Below are 14,870 nucleotides of genomic sequence, written 5' to 3' on the forward strand. Positions count from 1 at the left end.
TCCGCTCCCGGGCTCAGCGCACCGTACGCAAGGGGACGGGAAAGCGTGGGAGTACCCGCGCCAGGACTTCCGCCACGTGGCTCAGGAACAGCGTGCCCAGGCTGCTGCGATAGTGCTGGGGATCCGGGCTGCCGATCGCCAGGACGCCATGCAGGCCCTGGTGGGACAGCGCGGCAACGGCGGCGGAGCCGACCTCTTCCTTGGCGGAGTCGCCGAAGAGAAAGGCCAGCTCATGGGCGCGCAACACGCCGCTGGTGGTTTTCTCGCCACCCAGCAGGCCGCCGATGACCTTTTGCGCCTCGCCCGGCGTGACGCTGCGGCCGACCGGCAGGGGATGCTCGTGGAACAGGATGAGGCCGACGTAGGGCACCTTGAATTCATGGCGCAGGCTGTCTTCGACCGTGCTGATCACCTCTTCGAGGCTGTTGGCATCAAGCAGGCCGATGATCAACCGGCGGGTCTTGTCGAACAGCCGGTCGTTGTCCCGCGCCACGTCCATGAGGTGGGCCAGGCGCTGACGCATCTCGCCGTTGCGATCGCGCAGCAGGCCGAGCTGACGCTCGACCAGGGAAATGGCGGTACCCCGCTGGTGGGGGACGCGCATTTCCGCCAGCAGCTCTTCGCGGTCGGCGAAGAAGTGCGGGTGATCCAGCAGCCAGTCGGCGACCAGATCCGGATTCAGTTCGGGGGTCTCGCTCATACTCTTACCTGGCCTTCATAGACACGGGTGGCCGGACCGGTCATGAGCACCGGTTGGCCGACGCCGTCCCACTCGATGTTGAGCAGACCGCCCGGCAATTCGATGCTGACCGGAGATGTCAGCCAGCCCTGGCGAATCCCGGCCACCGCGGCGGCGCAGGCGCCGGTGCCGCAGGCGCGGGTCTCGCCGACGCCGCGTTCCCAGACCCGCAGGCGGGCACGCTGGGCGTCGATGATCTGCAGGAAGCCAATGTTGGCTTTTTGCGGAAAGCGCGGATGGCACTCCAGCTTGGGTCCGAGGGTGAGAACCGGCGCCTGATCGACGTCGGTGACCCGCAGCACGCCATGGGGGTTGCCCATGGAAACCACGGCCAGCTCGACGGTTTCGCCTTCCACCTGCACGGCGTGGCTCAAGGCCTCCGCGTCGGCGATGAAGGGGATCTCGGTCGCCTGCAGGCGCGGGGCGCCCATGTCGACGCGGACCTGGCCGTCGCCCTTGAGATGCAATTCGATGATGCCGCCCTTGGTTTCGACGCGGATCTGCTTCTTGACGGTGAGGCGCTTGTCAAAGACGAAGCGGGCGAAGCAGCGGGCACCATTACCGCACTGTTCGACCTCGGAGCCATCGGCATTGAAGATGCGATAGCGAAAGTCCACGTCCGGCTTGGTCGGGGTCTCGACGATCAGCAGCTGGTCGAAGCCGACGCCGGTGTTTCTATCCCCCCACTGACGGACATGCTTGGGTTGGATGTGCGCGTGCTGGCTGATCAGGTCGAGGACCATGAAGTCGTTGCCCAGGCCGTGCATCTTGGTGAAGCGCAGTTGCATGGAACTCCCCTCAGGCCGGCAGCCGGCTTTCGCCTGCGAAGAGTTCGTCCACCGTCTCGCGCCGGCGTACCAGGTGGGCCTGGTCGCCATCCACCATCACCTCCGCCGCACGGCCGCGGGTGTTGTAGTTGGAACTCATGGTGAAGCCATAGGCTCCGGCGGAGCGGATGGTCAGCAGATCGCCCTCGGCCAGTACCAGCTCGCGATCCTTGGCGAGGAAGTCGCCCGTCTCGCAGATGGGGCCGACCAGGTCGTAGCGGCGGGCTTCGCCCTGGCGTGCAACCACCGGCTCCACCGCCATCCAGGCCTGGTAGAGGGCCGGGCGGATGAGGTCGTTCATCGCCGCGTCGACGATGGCGAAATCCTTGTGGGGGGTGTGCTTGAGGTATTCCACGCGGGTCAGCAGGACGCCCGCGTTGGCCACGATGAAGCGGCCCGGCTCGAACACCAGGGTCAGGCTGCGACCAGCGATGCGCTCGCGGATGGCCTGGATGTAGTCGCCGGCCAGCGGCGGTTGCTCGTCGCGATAGCGCACGCCCAGGCCGCCACCCAGGTCCAGGTGGCGAATCAGGATGCCGCGCTCGGCGAGGCGGTCGATCAGCGCCAGGAGGCGGTCGAGGGCATCGAGGAAGGGCGGCAGCGTAGTGAGCTGGGAGCCGATGTGGCAGTCCACACCGAGGATTTCCAGGTTCGGCAGCTCGGCGGCGCGGGCATAGACCGCCTCGGCGTCGGCGATGTCGATGCCGAACTTGTTTTCCTTGAGACCGGTGGAAATGTAGGGGTGGGTGCCGGCGTCGACGTCGGGATTGACCCGTAGCGAGATCGGCGCGACCACGCCCAGCTCGGCGGCCACCTGTTGCAGCCGCTCCAGTTCGTCGGTGGATTCGACGTTGAAGCAGTGCACGCCCACTTCCAGCGCCCGGCGCATATCGTCGCGGGTCTTGCCGACCCCGGAGAACACCACCCGGTGCGGATCGCCACCGGCGGCCAGCACCCGCTCCAGCTCGCCCCGGGAGACGATGTCGAAGCCGGCGCCGAGGCGGGCCAGGACGTTGAGCACGCCGAGGTTGGAGTTGGCCTTGACGGCAAAGCAGACCAGGTGCGGCAGACCGGCCAGCGCATCGGTATAGGCGCGGTACTGATTCTCGATATGCGCTCGCGAGTAGACATAGGCGGGGGTGCCGAACTGCTGCGCCACGGCGCTCAGGGCTACCCCTTCCGCATGCAGTTCACCTGCACGGACAGCGAAGACTTCCATGGGGGCTCCTTAGAACACGTCGTGGCGGTGTTCTTTGGCGGCTTTCTGGTCGTCGGGCAGGTACAGCGGGCCTTTCTGACCGCAGCCGGCCAGCAGGCAGGCGCAGGCGATGAAGAGGAGAGACAGGCGCTTCATGACGCTAAACCTTTATTCAGGCGAATATTGCCCGGAGTATAACGGGGTTGAGCGACTCTTTGACACGCCCGGATGGCTGAAGCGCATGCGCTGGCGAACGCCTCGACTGGACGCCATCCGGGCAGCCCGCTACCGTGCGGCGATTGTTTCCCTTCTTTCGAGGATCGTCATGAGCCGGCTCAGCGAAGCGCAATTCCATCACCTCGTCGACCAGACCCAGCGCCAGGTCGAAGACGCCTATGACGACAGCGGGCTGGACCTCGATCTGGAAAATGCGGGCGGCGTGCTGACGATCAAGTTCGACAACGGCAGCCAGGTCATTCTCAGCCGCCAGCCCCCACTGGTGCAGCTCTGGGTGGCGGCGCGGTCGGGTGGCTATCACTTCGACTGGGATGGCCAGAGCTGGATCTGCGACACCTCGTCCGAGACCCTCGGCGCCCTGCTGGTACGGGTGACGCTGGAACAGACCGGCGAGAGCGTGGCTCTACCCGGGCTATGACGACCTGCGGTCGGTGCGGCTTGACCCGAGCCTTGAGCCCTGTGCTAGCGTGACCTGACGGCGCCTTTCGAGCGCCGTTTTCTTTTGCCGCCCGTGTCGCGGCTTCCCACTGGGCGTCTGTTGCCCGTCATCCCGTTGGTCCGCCGCTGTTCGCGGCAGGGGCCGCGTCGTCTTGTCCTCCAGGAGTCCGCCATGCGCCATGCATCGCCCATCACCGTTTCCGCCGCCGATATGCCCCGTCTCGAACGGCTGCTCGATGACCTGTCTGAATTCGGCCCCGTGGCCGAGGCTCTGGACGAGGAGCTGGCCCAGGCCCGGGTGGTGGCGCCTGGCGAGGTCGGTGCCGTGGTCACCATGAATTCCCGCGTCCGTTGCCGCGAGACCGATACCGGCAAGGAGTACCAGGTAGTGCTGGTCTATCCCGAGGATGCCGGCGTGGAAGGGCGGGTGTCGGTGCTGGCGCCGGCCGGCAGCGCACTGCTCGGGGCGACGCCTGGCGAGCGCCTGAGCTGGCCGGTGCCCGGCGGCAAGGAGCAGCAGGTGGAGTTGTTGGCGCTGGAGCCGGTCGAGGCCTAGTCGTCCGCGACCTCGGGCAGGTCCGGCAGGGCCCTTAGCAGGCGCTCGTAGTGGGCGCCATCGAAGGGGCGATCGGTGTCGAGCATGGCTTCGATCTCGAAGGACAGCGCCTGGGCCATCAGCAGCACCGCTTCCTCGCGCTCGTAGCCGACCAGGGTCAGCTTGTTGAGCACGGCCTGGACATAATCCGGCTCGCCGGCGGCGAGCTGGTTCTCCACCGCTTCGATCAGATGGGAGGACACGAAGGATTCTTCGTCATCGGCGTGGTCAATCATGTCTGGATACCTTTTGTTACAGTGCGACCCCTGATTCTGGCCTGGAGTCTTCTAGATGATCACCTGCTATCGCCTGTCCGCCAACGAGCTGGTGGCCCAGCCGCTGTCGCCGGGAGACGCTCTGCCGGACGATTTGCTCTGGGTCGATCTGCTCGATCCCAGTGAGGCGGAAGAGCGCTATCTGGAGCAGGCACTGGCGATGGACATCCCCACCCGGGAAGAAATCGCCGAGATCGAGGAATCCTCACGACTCTATCAGACCGACCAGGCCCTGCACCTGACCACCACCGTGGTCAGCGGCTTCAGCGAGCATCAGCCGCAGGCCTCGGTGGTCAATTTCGTGCTGACGCCCGAGTGGCTGGTAACGGTGCGTTACGCCGAACTGGCCGCTTTCAAGACCTTTCTCGGCAAGGCCCAGCAGCAGGCGAGCCAGCACTGTCGCAGCGATGTCATCTTCGCCTCGCTGCTGGATAGCCTGGTGGATCGGGTGGCCGACATCCTCGAATCGGTGCAGGCGCATCTCAATCGCCTGGCCAAGGCGGTGTTTCGCGAACCTCTGGATCCGCAACAGGCCAAGCAGCCGAAGACCGACCTGCAATCCATCGTCAAGCAGCTGGGGCGCAGCAACCAGCTGCTGGCCCAGCTCAGCGAAAGCCTGTTGGGCATCAACCGCATCGTCTCCTATCTGCGCCGGGCAGGCGCCACCTGGATCTCCGGTACGGCCAAGACCTGGTTCAAGACGCTGGAGCGCGACGTGCGTTCGCTGAGCGACTACCAGACCAAGATGAATGGCGAGATCGGCTTTCTGCTCGACGCCACCCTGGGGTTGATCAGCGTGGAGCAGAACAACATCGTCAAGGTGTTCACCATCGCCTCGGTGCTGTTCCTGCCGCCAACGCTGGTGGGCACCGTCTATGGCATGAACTTCAAGGTCATGCCGGAGCTGGACTGGCACTACGGCTATCCACTGGCGCTGGGCGCCATGGTGGTTTCGGCATTGATTCCCTATGCCTGGTTCAAGTTTCGCCGCTGGCTCTAGAGGCCTGTTCCGGCATCATCCCTTTCACTACGAGGAGGCATACCAATGCATATCGGATTCATAGGCCTGGGTGGCATGGGCCAGGGCATGGCCGCCAATCTGCTCAAGGCGGGTCATGAGGTGGTGGTCTGGAATCGCTCCCAGGAGCCGGTCCAGGTGTTGGTCGAGCAGGGCGCCCGTGCGGCGGCGACGCCGGCGGAGGCTTTCGACGTGGAGGTGGTCTTCAGCATCCTGGCCAATGACGCCGCCACCCGCGAGGTGGTCCTCGACAGCGGCGCCCTGCAGCAGGCGCGGGCCGGACTGATCCACGTCAGCATGGCCACCCTGTCGGTGGCCCTGGTCGATGAACTGGTCGCGCGTCATGCGGAAGCGGGCGTGGGCTATGTGGCGGCGCCGGTGTTCGGTCGCACCGACGTGGCTGCCAGTGGCCAGCTCAACATTGTGGTGGCGGGTGCTCAGGCGGCGATCGAGCGCGTTCAGCCGCTGCTCGACGTCCTGGGGCGCAAGACCTGGCCGGTGGGCGCGGAGCCGCGCCAGGCCAACGTAGTGAAGATCGCTGGCAACTTCATGATCGCCAGCGCCATCGAAACCATGGGCGAGAGTACCGCCCTGGCGCGCAGCTATGGCGTGGAACCGGCGGCGTTGCTGGAAATCCTCACCAGCACCCTGTTCGCCGCCCCGGTGTACCAGAACTACGGTCGCCTGCTGACCGAGCGAAAGTTCTCGCCTGCGGCCTTCAAACTCAGCTTGGGGCTCAAGGACGTCGGCCTGGCCCTGGCGGCCGGGCAGGAAAAGGCGGTGCCGCTACCCTTTGCCAGCGTCCTGAGGGACAACCTGCTGGAGGCCGTCGCCCAGGGCGAGGGCGATCTGGACTGGATCGCGCTGGGACAGAGGTCGCACAAGAAGGCCGGGCTCGACTGAGCGCCTGCCTACTTGCAGGCGGTGCCCAGCGCCGCCAGCGACAGCGGGTAGAACTGCAGGTTGTAGCCCGAGGTCTTGGCCTGGCTGCAGCGCTTGGTGCTGTAGAGGCCGTAGTCGATGATCATCACCGGCTTCTTCTGGGTGCGGAAGTAGCTGTAGGCGTTGCACTCGGCGTAGTCGTAGCAGCTCTCGTTGAGCGCGAAGTCGAACTTGGTGTAGAGGCTCGGCACCAGATCAACGGCGTTCTTCAGACCCACCAGCAGACTGCGCTTGTGCGCCTCGTCGGCCAGCCAGTTGAGGAAGTCCAGCTGCTGGGCCTTGGTCAGCTTGAGGCCATTGGGGTTGCTGAAGCCGTCGACGTTGTCCGGGTCCACGCCCTGGCAGCCCTTCTGCACGGCCAGGTCCAGACGCTTGGCCAGCAACACGCGGACGTCGGCGCGCCGGATGTCCAGCCAGCGCTCGCCCGGCCAGGCGTCCAGCGCCTTGCCCAGGGCCGCCTTGGGGTAGAGGGCGGCATCGGGTCGCCAGTCTTCCCAGGTACCGGCGCTGAAATAGCAGATCACCGTCTTCCCATTGCCTTTCAGGTTGGCGATCACCGCCTTGCTGGTGTCATAGAGATCGATGTCGTAGAGGGTGCGATTGGGCTTTTGCAACACGCCGTTCAGCTGGACATGCCAGGTGAGTGTCTGGGGCAGCGGCGGGGGCAGGGCGGCCTGGCTGGACGCAGCGGCGAACATTCCACAAAGCAGGATGGAGCAGGCTGAAAGGCGCATGAGACTTGACTCGAACGGCTGGTCAAGTCTTCAGTATCGGCCGCCTGGCCACGGTCCTGAGTGCCGGTGGTCGCCCCTATCGACGGCTGGTCGGCGGCCGCTCAGCGACCTGCCAGGGCCTTCAGCCAGAGAGCCCTGTCGTAGACGGATTGCAGGTGAGCACAGTGCCATCAAGGCCATACGGCCTGGCTCTCCGTCAGGCAGAGCCGTCCGATGGACGGCTCTGCCGGCCCCCGGCAGCCGCCACTGAGAGGCGGTGAGGGAGCGCAAGACAGACCTCAGCGCTTGGCCAGCAGCTCGAGACCACGCTTCACGGCGGCGCGGACCTGGGCCGGGGCGGTGCCGCCGATGTGGTCACGGGCATTGACCGAGCCTTCCAGGGTCAGGACGGCGAAGACGTCCTGCTCGATCTGATCGCTGAAGCGACGCAGTTCGTCCAGGCTCATCTCGGCCAGGTCCTTGCCGCTATCCACGCCATACTTCACCGCATGGCCGACGATCTCGTGGCAATCGCGGAACGGCAGGCCCTTGCGCACCAGGTAGTCGGCAAGGTCGGTGGCGGTGGAGAAGCCGCGACGCGCTGCCTCGCGCATGATCTCGCGCCGGGGCTTGATGGCCGGCACCATGTCGGCGAAGGCACGCAGGGAGTCACGCAGGGTATCGGCGGCGTCGAACAGGGGCTCCTTGTCTTCCTGGTTGTCCTTGTTGTAGGCCAGCGGCTGGCCCTTCATCAGGGTCAGCAGGCCGGTCAGGGCGCCGAACACCCGGCCGGTCTTGCCGCGTACCAGTTCGGGAACGTCGGGATTCTTCTTTTGCGGCATGATCGAGGAACCGGTGCAGAAGCGGTCGGGCAGGTCGATGAACTGGAACTGGGCGCTGGTCCAGAGCACCAGCTCCTCGGAGAAGCGCGACAGGTGCATCATCGCCAGGGAGGCGGCGGCACAGAATTCGATGGCGAAGTCGCGATCCGAGACGCCATCCAGGGAGTTGCCGCCGATGGCTTCGAAGCCCAGCAACTCGCAGGTGACCTGGCGCTGGATGGGGTAGGTGGTGCCGGCCAGGGCCGCACTGCCCAGGGGCATGCGATTGACGCGCTTGCGGCAGTCGACCAGGCGCTCGTGGTCGCGGGAGAGCATCTCGAACCAGGCCAGCAGGTGATGACCGAAGGTCACCGGCTGGGCGGTCTGCAGGTGGGTGAAGCCGGGCATGATGGTGTCGGCCTCGGCCTCCGCCAGTTGCAGCAGGCCCTGTTGCAGGCGGTTCAGCTCGGCGAGGATGGCGTCGATCTCGTCGCGCAGCCAGAGGCGGATGTCGGTGGCCACCTGGTCATTGCGGCTGCGGCCGGTGTGCAGCTTCTTGCCGACCACGCCCAGACGCTCGGTCAGGCGTGCCTCGATGTTCATGTGCACGTCTTCCAGGTCGACCCGCCACTCGAAGGTGCCGGCCTCGATCTCGCGGCGGATCTCGTCCAGCCCCGCGACGATGGCGTCGCGCTCGGCTTCGCTGAGCACCCCGGCCTGGGTCAGCATGCGCGCATGGGCCTGGCTGCCGAGGATGTCGTGGCGGTAGAGGCGCTTGTCGAAGTCCACCGAAGCGGTGAAGCGGGCGACGAAGGCGTCGACGGGTTCGCTGAAGCGTCCGCCCCAGGACTGGTTGGTTTTTTCGCTGCTCATGAATCGGCCTGCTGCTGGGCTTGTCGGTGGAAGTGAGAGGGGGCCGATGATAGCAGTCCTGAGCGGGTTCCGGCCTGATTCAACGGAGCCGACTTGCCGACGAGTGGTATCTGACCCACACTGGCTCCATGATACTCGAACGCCGCAAAACCCCTCGACCGGTCAAGGTCGACGACTTCTTCGTCCCGGCGCTCTGCGAACCGGAAGCCCTGCTCGTGCTGGTGGTGCTGGCCGAGCTGCTGGTGCTGGTCCTCGTCCTGGCGGAGCCCTTCACCCTGCAGTTCAACTGGATCCGGCTGGCGCTGGTGTCGCTGTTCGTGCAATGGATCGTGCTGCTGTCGGCGGCGCTGCTCTGTCGCCTGCGGCCCTGGCTCGCACGTCATCGACCGGTGGTGGCCGGCGGTTTCTGTTGCGCCATCGTGGTGGCGCTGACGCTGCTCTGCACCCTGGTAGCCGACTGGCTGCAACTGGCCGGTCCGCTGCAGCGGACCGGCGAGGTGCGGCTCTACATGCGCCATGCACTGATCGCCCTGATCATGTCCATGCTGCTGCTGCGCTACTTCTGGCTGCAGAGCCAGTGGCGCCGCCAGCAGCAGGCCGAGCTGCACGCGCGTATCGAGTCCCTGCAAGCGCGCATCCGTCCGCACTTCCTGTTCAACAGCCTGAACAGCATCGCCAGTCTCATCGCCCTGGATGCGGACAAGGCCGAGCGCGCGGTGCTGGACCTCTCGGCCCTGTTCCGTGCCAGTCTGGCCCAGCCCGGTACCAAGGTGCGCTGGTCCCAGGAGCTGGAGCTGTCACGCCGCTACCTGGAGATCGAGCGCCTGCGCCTGGGTGATCGCCTGCAGCTGCAATGGGACGTGGACGGGGTGCCGGCGGATCTGCCGATTCCCCAGCTGACCCTGCAGCCGCTGCTGGAAAACGCCCTGATCTACGGCGTCGCGCCGCGTATCGAAGGCGGTTTGGTGACCATCTTCGCCACCTACCGAGACGGGGTGTTCGAACTGGTGATCAGTAACCCCTACGACCCCGAGGTGGAGCAGCAGCCACGCCCGCCAAAGGGTACTCGTCAAGCTTTGAGCAATATCGAGGCGCGATTAACGGCACTTTTCGGACCAGCTGCGAGTCTCAAAATCGAACGCCGCGACCAGCGGCATACAACGTCTCTTCGCTATCCATGCGAGCGACTCATGCGGGAAGCCTGAGCTTATGAATGTCCTGATCGTCGATGACGAACCCTTGGCGCGCGAGCGTCTGGCCCGTCTGGTGGGGCAACTGGACGGTTACACCGCCCTGGAGCCAACAGCCACCAACGGTGAGGAAGCCCTCGCTTTGGTCGAAAACCTCAAGCCTGACATCGTCCTGCTCGACATCCGCATGCCGGGTCTGGACGGCTTGCAGGTGGCCGCGCGACTCTGCGAGCGCGAATCGCCGCCCGCGGTGATCTTCGTGACCGCTCACGACGAATACGCGCTCGACGCCTTCCAGGTGAGTGCCGTTGGCTATCTGGTCAAGCCGGTACGCCAGGAAGACCTGGCGGCCGCCTTGGGCAAGGCCCAGCGTCCGAACCGGATGCAGCTTGCCGCCCTGACCAAGCCGCCGGCCAGCGGTGGTCCGGGGCCGCGCAGCCATATCAGCGCCCGGACCCGCAAGGGTATCGAGCTGATTCCGCTGGACGACGTGGTCTACTTCATCGCCGACCACAAATACGTGACCCTGAGACACTCGGGTGGCGAGGTCCTGCTGGACGAACCGCTCAAGGCCCTGGAAGACGAATTCGGCGAGCGCTTCGTACGTATCCATCGCAATGCCCTGGTGTCCCGCGAGCGCATCGAGCGCCTGCAGCGTACCCCTCTGGGTCACTTCCAGCTGTTCCTCAAGGGCATGAATGGCGATGCGCTGACCGTCAGCCGCCGCCATGTGGCCGGTGTGCGTCGCCTGATGCACAGCATCTGACGTCGCTTCCGGGTCGGTGACCGGCGCGCAGCGGGGGAGGGGCGCTGGTCGACCTGCTATCATGGCCGGCAATCTGACGTGCCGGTAATGTCCATGCTCCGCGAAATTCGTATCGCCACGCGCCAGAGTGCCCTGGCACTGTGGCAAGCCGACTATGTGAAAGCCCGCCTCGAAGCGGCGCATCCGGGATTGCGGGTGAGCCTGCTGCCCATGACCAGCCGCGGTGACAAGCTGCTCGACGCACCGCTGGCCAAGATTGGCGGCAAGGGTCTGTTCGTCAAGGAGCTGGAAAACGCCCTGCTCGACGGCAGCGCCGACATCGCCGTGCATTCGATGAAGGACGTGCCCATGGAATTTCCCGCGGGCCTCGGGCTATACGCCATCTGCGAGCGGGAAGACCCGCGCGACGCCTTCGTCTCCAATCGTTATGCGCGCCTCGCCGATCTGCCCCAGGGCAGCGTGGTTGGCACCTCCAGCCTGAGACGCCAGGCCCAGTTGCTGGCCCTGCGACCGGACCTGGAGATCCGCTTCCTGCGCGGTAACGTCAATACGCGCCTGGCCAAGCTCGACGCCGGCGACTACGACGCCATCATCCTGGCCGCCGCCGGCCTGATCCGCCTGGGCTTCGCCGAGCGCATCCGCGAATCCCTGACCGTCGAAAACAGCCTGCCTGCCGGTGGCCAGGGCGCCGTGGGCATCGAATGCCGGACCGACGATGCCGAGGTCCACGCCCTGCTCAAACCCCTGCATCATTTCGACACCGAGCGCCGGGTCGCTGCGGAACGCGCCCTGAATCGTCGCCTCAACGGTGGCTGCCAGGTGCCCATCGCCTGCTACGCGGTACAGGAGGGCGAATTGCTCTGGCTGCGCGGTCTGGTCGGACAGCCTGATGGCGCTCTGTTGCTGCGCGCCGAAGCCCGAGGTCCCGTCAATGATCCGGCCGGTCTTGGCGTGGCCGTGGCCGAAGACCTGCTAGCGCAGGGCGCCCAGGGCATCCTTGACGCCGTCTACGGGATTTCCGGCGAATCATGAGCGGCTGGCGCCTGCTCCTGACCCGGCCGGCGGAGGAGAATCCACCGCTGGCCACTGCCCTGGCCGCAGCGGACATCGCCAGTGCCAGTCTGCCGCTGCTGGAACTCCAGCCGCTGGCGGAAACCCCCGAACAGCGCACCCTCTGGCTCGATCTGGACCGCTATGCCGCCGTGTTGGTGGTGAGCAAGCCGGCCGCTCGCCTGGGGCTCGCCGCCCTGGACCGCTACTGGCCACAACCACCGCTGCAGGCCTGGTTCGCCGTGGGCGCGGCCACCGCGGCGGTGCTCGAAGACTATGGTCTGCACGTGCACTATCCCCCACGTGAGGACAGCGAAGGGCTGCTGGCCCTGCCGGCCCTGGCCGACGCCTTGCAGCGTCCTGAGCCCCAGGTGCTGCTCTTGCGTGGCGAAGGGGGGCGCGATCTGCTGGTCGAGACCCTCAGCGCCCGTGGTGCCCGTGTCGAGGTGCTCGAACTCTATCGCCGCCAGTGTCCGCAGTACCCTGCAGGGCAGGTCCTAGAGACCCTGGCAGCGGAACGCCTGAATGCCATCATGGTCAGCAGTGGGCAGGGTTTCGCGCATCTGCAGGCCTGTGCGGGTGCGGATTGGCCCGTGGTGCGCCGTTATCCCCTGCTGGTACCCAGCGCCCGAGTGGCCGAACTGGCTCGCGCCAGTGGCTGCCCCCGCGTGATCGAGTGCCAGGGCGCCAGCGCCGGCGCCCTGATCGCCACGCTAGCCCATCACCATCCGGATTGACCCTACAAGGAATTCCCGTGAGCGAAACTCAAGCCTCCCGCGCCGATGACGTCTCTCCCGATCCTGTCGTGACTCCCGCCTCGCCACCACCGGCACCGCCTCCGGTAGGTGCGCGCCGCAAGGGCTCCGGCAAGGCGTCCGGTCTCGCGCTGCTGGCCCTGCTGGTAGCCGCTGGTGGCCTGGGAGTGGGCGGCTGGAGTGTCTGGCAACTGCAGCAGGTACACCAGAACGAACAGGCTCAGACGGCCCAGGCCGAGGACCTGCGCAGCCAGTTGCGGCAGCTGGAGGTACGCAACCAGGCGCTGAGCGCCGATCTGGCACGCCTGCCGTCGGCCAACGAGCTGGAAGAACGCCGTCGTCAGCTCGGTGCCCTGCAAGGTGATCAACAGCACCTCGCCGAACAGTTCAAGGAGGTGGTCGGCCAGAGTCGCCAGGCCTGGCGCCTGACCGAGGCCGAGCATCTGCTGCGCATGGCGACCCTGCGCATGACTGCCCTGCAGGACGTGCCCAGCGCCCAGAATCTCCTGCAGGGTGTCGATGACATCCTCAAGGCGCAGAACGATCCGGCGGCCTTCAACGCACGCCAGCAGGTGGCCAATGCCCAGCAGACGCTGCGACAGCTGCCCGATCTGGACCGGACCGGGCAGTTCGTCCAGCTGGCCTCGCTGCGCAACCAGGTACAGAGCCTGGAGCCATTGCCGCCGCGCTTCTCCGCCACCGTGGCCGATCAGCCCGGCGTCGAGAAGGCCGCGATACCGCCGAGCAATGCCTTGCAGCAATGGTGGCAGGACTTCCGCCAGCGCATTTCCAGCTATTTCCGCATCGATTTCTCCGCCGACCAGCCGATCCGACCGCTGCTGGCCGAGGAATCCCTGGCCCAGGTACGCCTGGCCATGAGTCTGGCGCTGGAGCAGGCGCAATGGGCCGTGCTCAACGGCAATCAGGAGGTCTATCGGCTGTCCATCGAGCAGGCGCAAGACGTCCTCGCCGCCCATTTCAACAACCAGAATCCTGACAGCCTTGCAGTCAAGCTGCGTCTTCAGGAGCTGGCCGAGCGACCAGTCACCTTCGAGGCGCCTGACCTGACGCCGGCCCTGACCGCGCTGCAGGCCTATATCGCGCAACGTCAGCAAATCCAGCCGACCAATGCCGCCGGCGCGGCTCAGGAGAATCGCCCATGAAGCGCCTGTACCTGCTGTTCCTGTTCGCCCTGCTCGTCGGTCTGGGCGTCGCCGTGGTGCTGGCCAAGGAGCCGGGCTATGTGCTGCTGTCCTACAGCAACTTCCGTTATGAATCGAGCCTCTGGGCCTTCCTGGCCCTGCTGGTGGCGATCTGGCTGGCGCTCTACATCCTCAAGCTGGTGTTGGGCGCCCTGGGCCTGACCGGCAAGGTGCTCAACCCCTGGTCGCGGCACAATCGCCAGCGGCGCCTGGAGCAGGCCCGCCATAAGGGCCAGCTGGAACTTGCCGAGGGGAACTGGAGCGGTGCCCTCAAGCATCTGAAAGGCGCGGCCGAGCACGCCGACCAGCCGCTGTTCGTGCTGCTGGGCGCGGCCCGCGCCGCCAACGAGCTTGGCGACCTGGAAGAGCGCGATCGCCTGCTGCGTCAGGCCCGGGAGCGCGAGCCCCAGGCCGAGCTCGCCATCGGCCTGCAACAGGCTCGCCTGCAGATCGACCGGGGTCAGTACCTGGAGGCGCGTGACAGTCTGGCACCACTGCAGGCCAAGTATCCGAAGAATGGCGAGGTGCTGCTGCAGCTGCAGCGCCTGCAGGTGACCCTGCGCGACTGGCCGGCCCTGATCGCCCTGCTGCCGCAGCTGCGCAAGCAGCAGGTCTTGCGGCCCCAGGAGCAGGACGACCTGGAGCGCAAGGTATGGATCGCCACCCTTGACGAGGTCCCGGCTCAGGGCGCCGAGTCGGCGGTGGATGCCCAGTGGCAGCAGGTCCCCACGGCGCTCAAGGGCGATGCCTCGGTGGTGCTGGCCTATGCCCGCCAGTTGCGCGCCATCGGCCGTGACGATCTGGCCGAAGAGGTCTTGCACATCACTCTCAATCGCCAGTGGGACGAGCGCCTGGTCGAACTCTATGGCCAGTTGCGTCCTCGCGACGCCAGCCGGCCACTGCACCATGCCGAGGGCTGGCTCAAGGACAAGCCCCAGGATCCGGTGCTGTTGCTGGCCCTGGGGCGGCTGTGCATGAACAACCAGCTGTGGGGCAAGGCACGTGAGTATCTGGAGCGCAGCCTCGCGCAGCGTCCCTCGGCGATCACCGCCGGCGAGCTGGCCCGGGTGACCATGCAGCTGGGTGATGTGAGCCGCAGTCAGCAGCTCTTGCAGAGCCAATGGCGCGAGCCGGCGGCCGGTTCGCTACCCCCGGCGAAGGGCTGACAACCTCCCTCGCTAGCCCGGGTCCTTGAAAGGTGCCCGGGCTTTCACTACCGTAACGTCCCAAT

At 66.2% G+C, this 14,870-nt stretch carries 17 protein-coding genes; 10 read left to right on the forward strand and 7 right to left on the reverse strand.

Features of this window, described 5'->3' with window-relative positions; translation table 11 throughout:
• Positions 1 to 13 precede the first annotated feature (13 nt).
• Genes ACUCV0_RS13635 through lptM form a run of 4 tightly spaced genes read right to left on the reverse strand, consistent with a single transcriptional unit; the run spans position 14 to position 2,920 of the window.
• Positions 14 to 700 carry a DUF484 family protein gene (locus ACUCV0_RS13635; RefSeq protein WP_059316580.1) on the reverse strand — a complete coding sequence of 229 codons (687 nt, stop codon included), beginning with the start codon at positions 698 to 700 and terminating at the stop codon, positions 14 to 16.
• Positions 697 to 1,527, reverse strand: coding sequence for a diaminopimelate epimerase (gene dapF, locus ACUCV0_RS13640; RefSeq protein WP_482212918.1), 831 nt, complete (start codon positions 1,525 to 1,527; stop codon positions 697 to 699). The genes ACUCV0_RS13635 and dapF overlap by 4 nt, the downstream gene beginning before the upstream one ends.
• Before the next feature lie 10 nt (positions 1,528 to 1,537).
• Positions 1,538 to 2,785: a diaminopimelate decarboxylase gene (gene lysA, locus ACUCV0_RS13645; protein ID WP_482212919.1), complete on the reverse strand. Its 1,248-nt coding sequence runs from the start codon at positions 2,783 to 2,785 to the stop codon at positions 1,538 to 1,540.
• A 9-nt stretch (positions 2,786 to 2,794) separates the two neighbouring features.
• Entirely contained in the window at positions 2,795 to 2,920 is a 126-nt protein-coding gene (gene lptM, locus ACUCV0_RS13650) for an LPS translocon maturation chaperone LptM (RefSeq protein ID WP_007161378.1), read from the reverse strand.
• Positions 2,921 to 3,089: 169 nt separating this feature from the next.
• Here lptM and cyaY point away from each other — a divergent pair, with 169 nt between their 5' ends.
• A complete protein-coding gene (cyaY, locus tag ACUCV0_RS13655) occupies positions 3,090 to 3,419 on the forward strand; it encodes an iron donor protein CyaY (protein WP_059316577.1) in 330 nt (109 codons plus the stop codon).
• A gap of 192 nt (positions 3,420 to 3,611) precedes the next feature.
• Complete coding sequence (gene rnk / locus ACUCV0_RS13660) at positions 3,612 to 3,995, forward strand: nucleoside diphosphate kinase regulator (RefSeq protein WP_313648285.1); 384 nt, start codon at positions 3,612 to 3,614, stop codon at positions 3,993 to 3,995.
• Here the strand turns inward: rnk and ACUCV0_RS13665 are convergent.
• Positions 3,992 to 4,270 carry a hypothetical protein gene (locus ACUCV0_RS13665; protein WP_482212920.1) on the reverse strand — a complete coding sequence of 93 codons (279 nt, stop codon included), beginning with the start codon at positions 4,268 to 4,270 and terminating at the stop codon, positions 3,992 to 3,994. The genes rnk and ACUCV0_RS13665 overlap by 4 nt on opposite strands.
• Positions 4,271 to 4,325: 55 nt before the next feature.
• Between ACUCV0_RS13665 and ACUCV0_RS13670 the strand changes: the two genes are divergently transcribed.
• Together ACUCV0_RS13670 and ACUCV0_RS13675 are read left to right on the forward strand one after the other, a co-directional pair.
• A complete protein-coding gene (locus tag ACUCV0_RS13670) occupies positions 4,326 to 5,309 on the forward strand; it encodes a magnesium transporter CorA family protein (RefSeq protein ID WP_271653331.1) in 984 nt (327 codons plus the stop codon).
• A gap of 45 nt (positions 5,310 to 5,354) precedes the next feature.
• Entirely contained in the window at positions 5,355 to 6,230 is an 876-nt protein-coding gene (locus ACUCV0_RS13675) for an NAD(P)-dependent oxidoreductase (RefSeq protein WP_482212921.1), read from the forward strand.
• 8 nt (positions 6,231 to 6,238) lie between these two features.
• Here the strand turns inward: ACUCV0_RS13675 and ACUCV0_RS13680 are convergent, their stop codons facing one another.
• Both ACUCV0_RS13680 and argH read right to left on the reverse strand, forming a co-directional pair.
• The gene (locus tag ACUCV0_RS13680) at positions 6,239 to 7,003 is read right to left on the reverse strand and encodes an endo alpha-1,4 polygalactosaminidase (RefSeq protein ID WP_323156155.1); all 765 of its coding nucleotides are present in this window, start codon (positions 7,001 to 7,003) and stop codon (positions 6,239 to 6,241) included.
• A gap of 278 nt (positions 7,004 to 7,281) precedes the next feature.
• The gene (gene argH, locus ACUCV0_RS13685; RefSeq protein ID WP_271653328.1) at positions 7,282 to 8,676 is read right to left on the reverse strand and encodes an argininosuccinate lyase; all 1,395 of its coding nucleotides are present in this window, start codon (positions 8,674 to 8,676) and stop codon (positions 7,282 to 7,284) included.
• A gap of 128 nt (positions 8,677 to 8,804) precedes the next feature.
• Between argH and ACUCV0_RS13690 the strand changes: the two genes are divergently transcribed.
• From ACUCV0_RS13690 to ACUCV0_RS13715, 6 genes are all read left to right on the forward strand, one after another.
• A complete protein-coding gene (locus ACUCV0_RS13690) occupies positions 8,805 to 9,881 on the forward strand; it encodes a sensor histidine kinase (RefSeq protein WP_059316570.1) in 1,077 nt (358 codons plus the stop codon).
• 4 nt (positions 9,882 to 9,885) lie between these two features.
• A complete protein-coding gene (locus ACUCV0_RS13695) occupies positions 9,886 to 10,632 on the forward strand; it encodes a LytR/AlgR family response regulator transcription factor (protein ID WP_017639394.1) in 747 nt (248 codons plus the stop codon).
• Between the two features lie 93 nt (positions 10,633 to 10,725).
• Positions 10,726 to 11,664, forward strand: a complete 939-nt coding sequence (gene hemC / locus ACUCV0_RS13700; RefSeq protein ID WP_482212922.1) for a hydroxymethylbilane synthase — start codon at positions 10,726 to 10,728, stop codon at positions 11,662 to 11,664.
• Positions 11,661 to 12,419, forward strand: a complete 759-nt coding sequence (locus tag ACUCV0_RS13705; RefSeq protein ID WP_271653326.1) for a uroporphyrinogen-III synthase — start codon at positions 11,661 to 11,663, stop codon at positions 12,417 to 12,419. Before hemC ends, ACUCV0_RS13705 begins: the two co-directional genes overlap by 4 nt.
• A 17-nt stretch (positions 12,420 to 12,436) precedes the next feature.
• On the forward strand, positions 12,437 to 13,600 hold the full coding sequence (locus tag ACUCV0_RS13710) for a uroporphyrinogen-III C-methyltransferase (protein WP_482212923.1): 1,164 nt from the start codon (positions 12,437 to 12,439) through the stop codon (positions 13,598 to 13,600).
• The gene (locus ACUCV0_RS13715) at positions 13,597 to 14,805 is read left to right on the forward strand and encodes a heme biosynthesis HemY N-terminal domain-containing protein (protein WP_313648292.1); all 1,209 of its coding nucleotides are present in this window, start codon (positions 13,597 to 13,599) and stop codon (positions 14,803 to 14,805) included. The genes ACUCV0_RS13710 and ACUCV0_RS13715 overlap by 4 nt, the downstream gene beginning before the upstream one ends.
• Positions 14,806 to 14,870: the final 65 nt, after the last annotated feature.

It is taken from the genome of Pseudomonas sp. VMV1 (genome assembly GCF_056790235.1).

Bases quoted from the DNA above. Each gene is read 5' to 3' on its own strand.
- ACUCV0_RS13635 (WP_059316580.1), bottom strand. From the start codon at position 700: ATGAGCGAGACCCCCGAACTGAATCCGGATCTGGTCGCCGACTGGCTG.
- dapF (WP_482212918.1), bottom strand. From the start codon at position 1,527: ATGCAACTGCGCTTCACCAAGATGCACGGCCTGGGCAACGACTTCATG.
- lysA (WP_482212919.1), bottom strand. From the start codon at position 2,785: ATGGAAGTCTTCGCTGTCCGTGCAGGTGAACTGCATGCGGAAGGGGTA.
- lptM (WP_007161378.1), bottom strand. From the start codon at position 2,920: ATGAAGCGCCTGTCTCTCCTCTTCATCGCCTGCGCCTGCCTGCTGGCC.
- cyaY (WP_059316577.1), top strand. From the start codon at position 3,090: ATGAGCCGGCTCAGCGAAGCGCAATTCCATCACCTCGTCGACCAGACC.
- rnk (WP_313648285.1), top strand. From the start codon at position 3,612: ATGCGCCATGCATCGCCCATCACCGTTTCCGCCGCCGATATGCCCCGT.
- ACUCV0_RS13665 (WP_482212920.1), bottom strand. From the start codon at position 4,270: ATGATTGACCACGCCGATGACGAAGAATCCTTCGTGTCCTCCCATCTG.
- ACUCV0_RS13670 (WP_271653331.1), top strand. From the start codon at position 4,326: ATGATCACCTGCTATCGCCTGTCCGCCAACGAGCTGGTGGCCCAGCCG.
- ACUCV0_RS13675 (WP_482212921.1), top strand. From the start codon at position 5,355: ATGCATATCGGATTCATAGGCCTGGGTGGCATGGGCCAGGGCATGGCC.
- ACUCV0_RS13680 (WP_323156155.1), bottom strand. From the start codon at position 7,003: ATGCGCCTTTCAGCCTGCTCCATCCTGCTTTGTGGAATGTTCGCCGCT.
- argH (WP_271653328.1), bottom strand. From the start codon at position 8,676: ATGAGCAGCGAAAAAACCAACCAGTCCTGGGGCGGACGCTTCAGCGAA.
- ACUCV0_RS13690 (WP_059316570.1), top strand. From the start codon at position 8,805: ATGATACTCGAACGCCGCAAAACCCCTCGACCGGTCAAGGTCGACGAC.
- ACUCV0_RS13695 (WP_017639394.1), top strand. From the start codon at position 9,886: ATGAATGTCCTGATCGTCGATGACGAACCCTTGGCGCGCGAGCGTCTG.
- hemC (WP_482212922.1), top strand. From the start codon at position 10,726: ATGCTCCGCGAAATTCGTATCGCCACGCGCCAGAGTGCCCTGGCACTG.
- ACUCV0_RS13705 (WP_271653326.1), top strand. From the start codon at position 11,661: ATGAGCGGCTGGCGCCTGCTCCTGACCCGGCCGGCGGAGGAGAATCCA.
- ACUCV0_RS13715 (WP_313648292.1), top strand. From the start codon at position 13,597: ATGAAGCGCCTGTACCTGCTGTTCCTGTTCGCCCTGCTCGTCGGTCTG.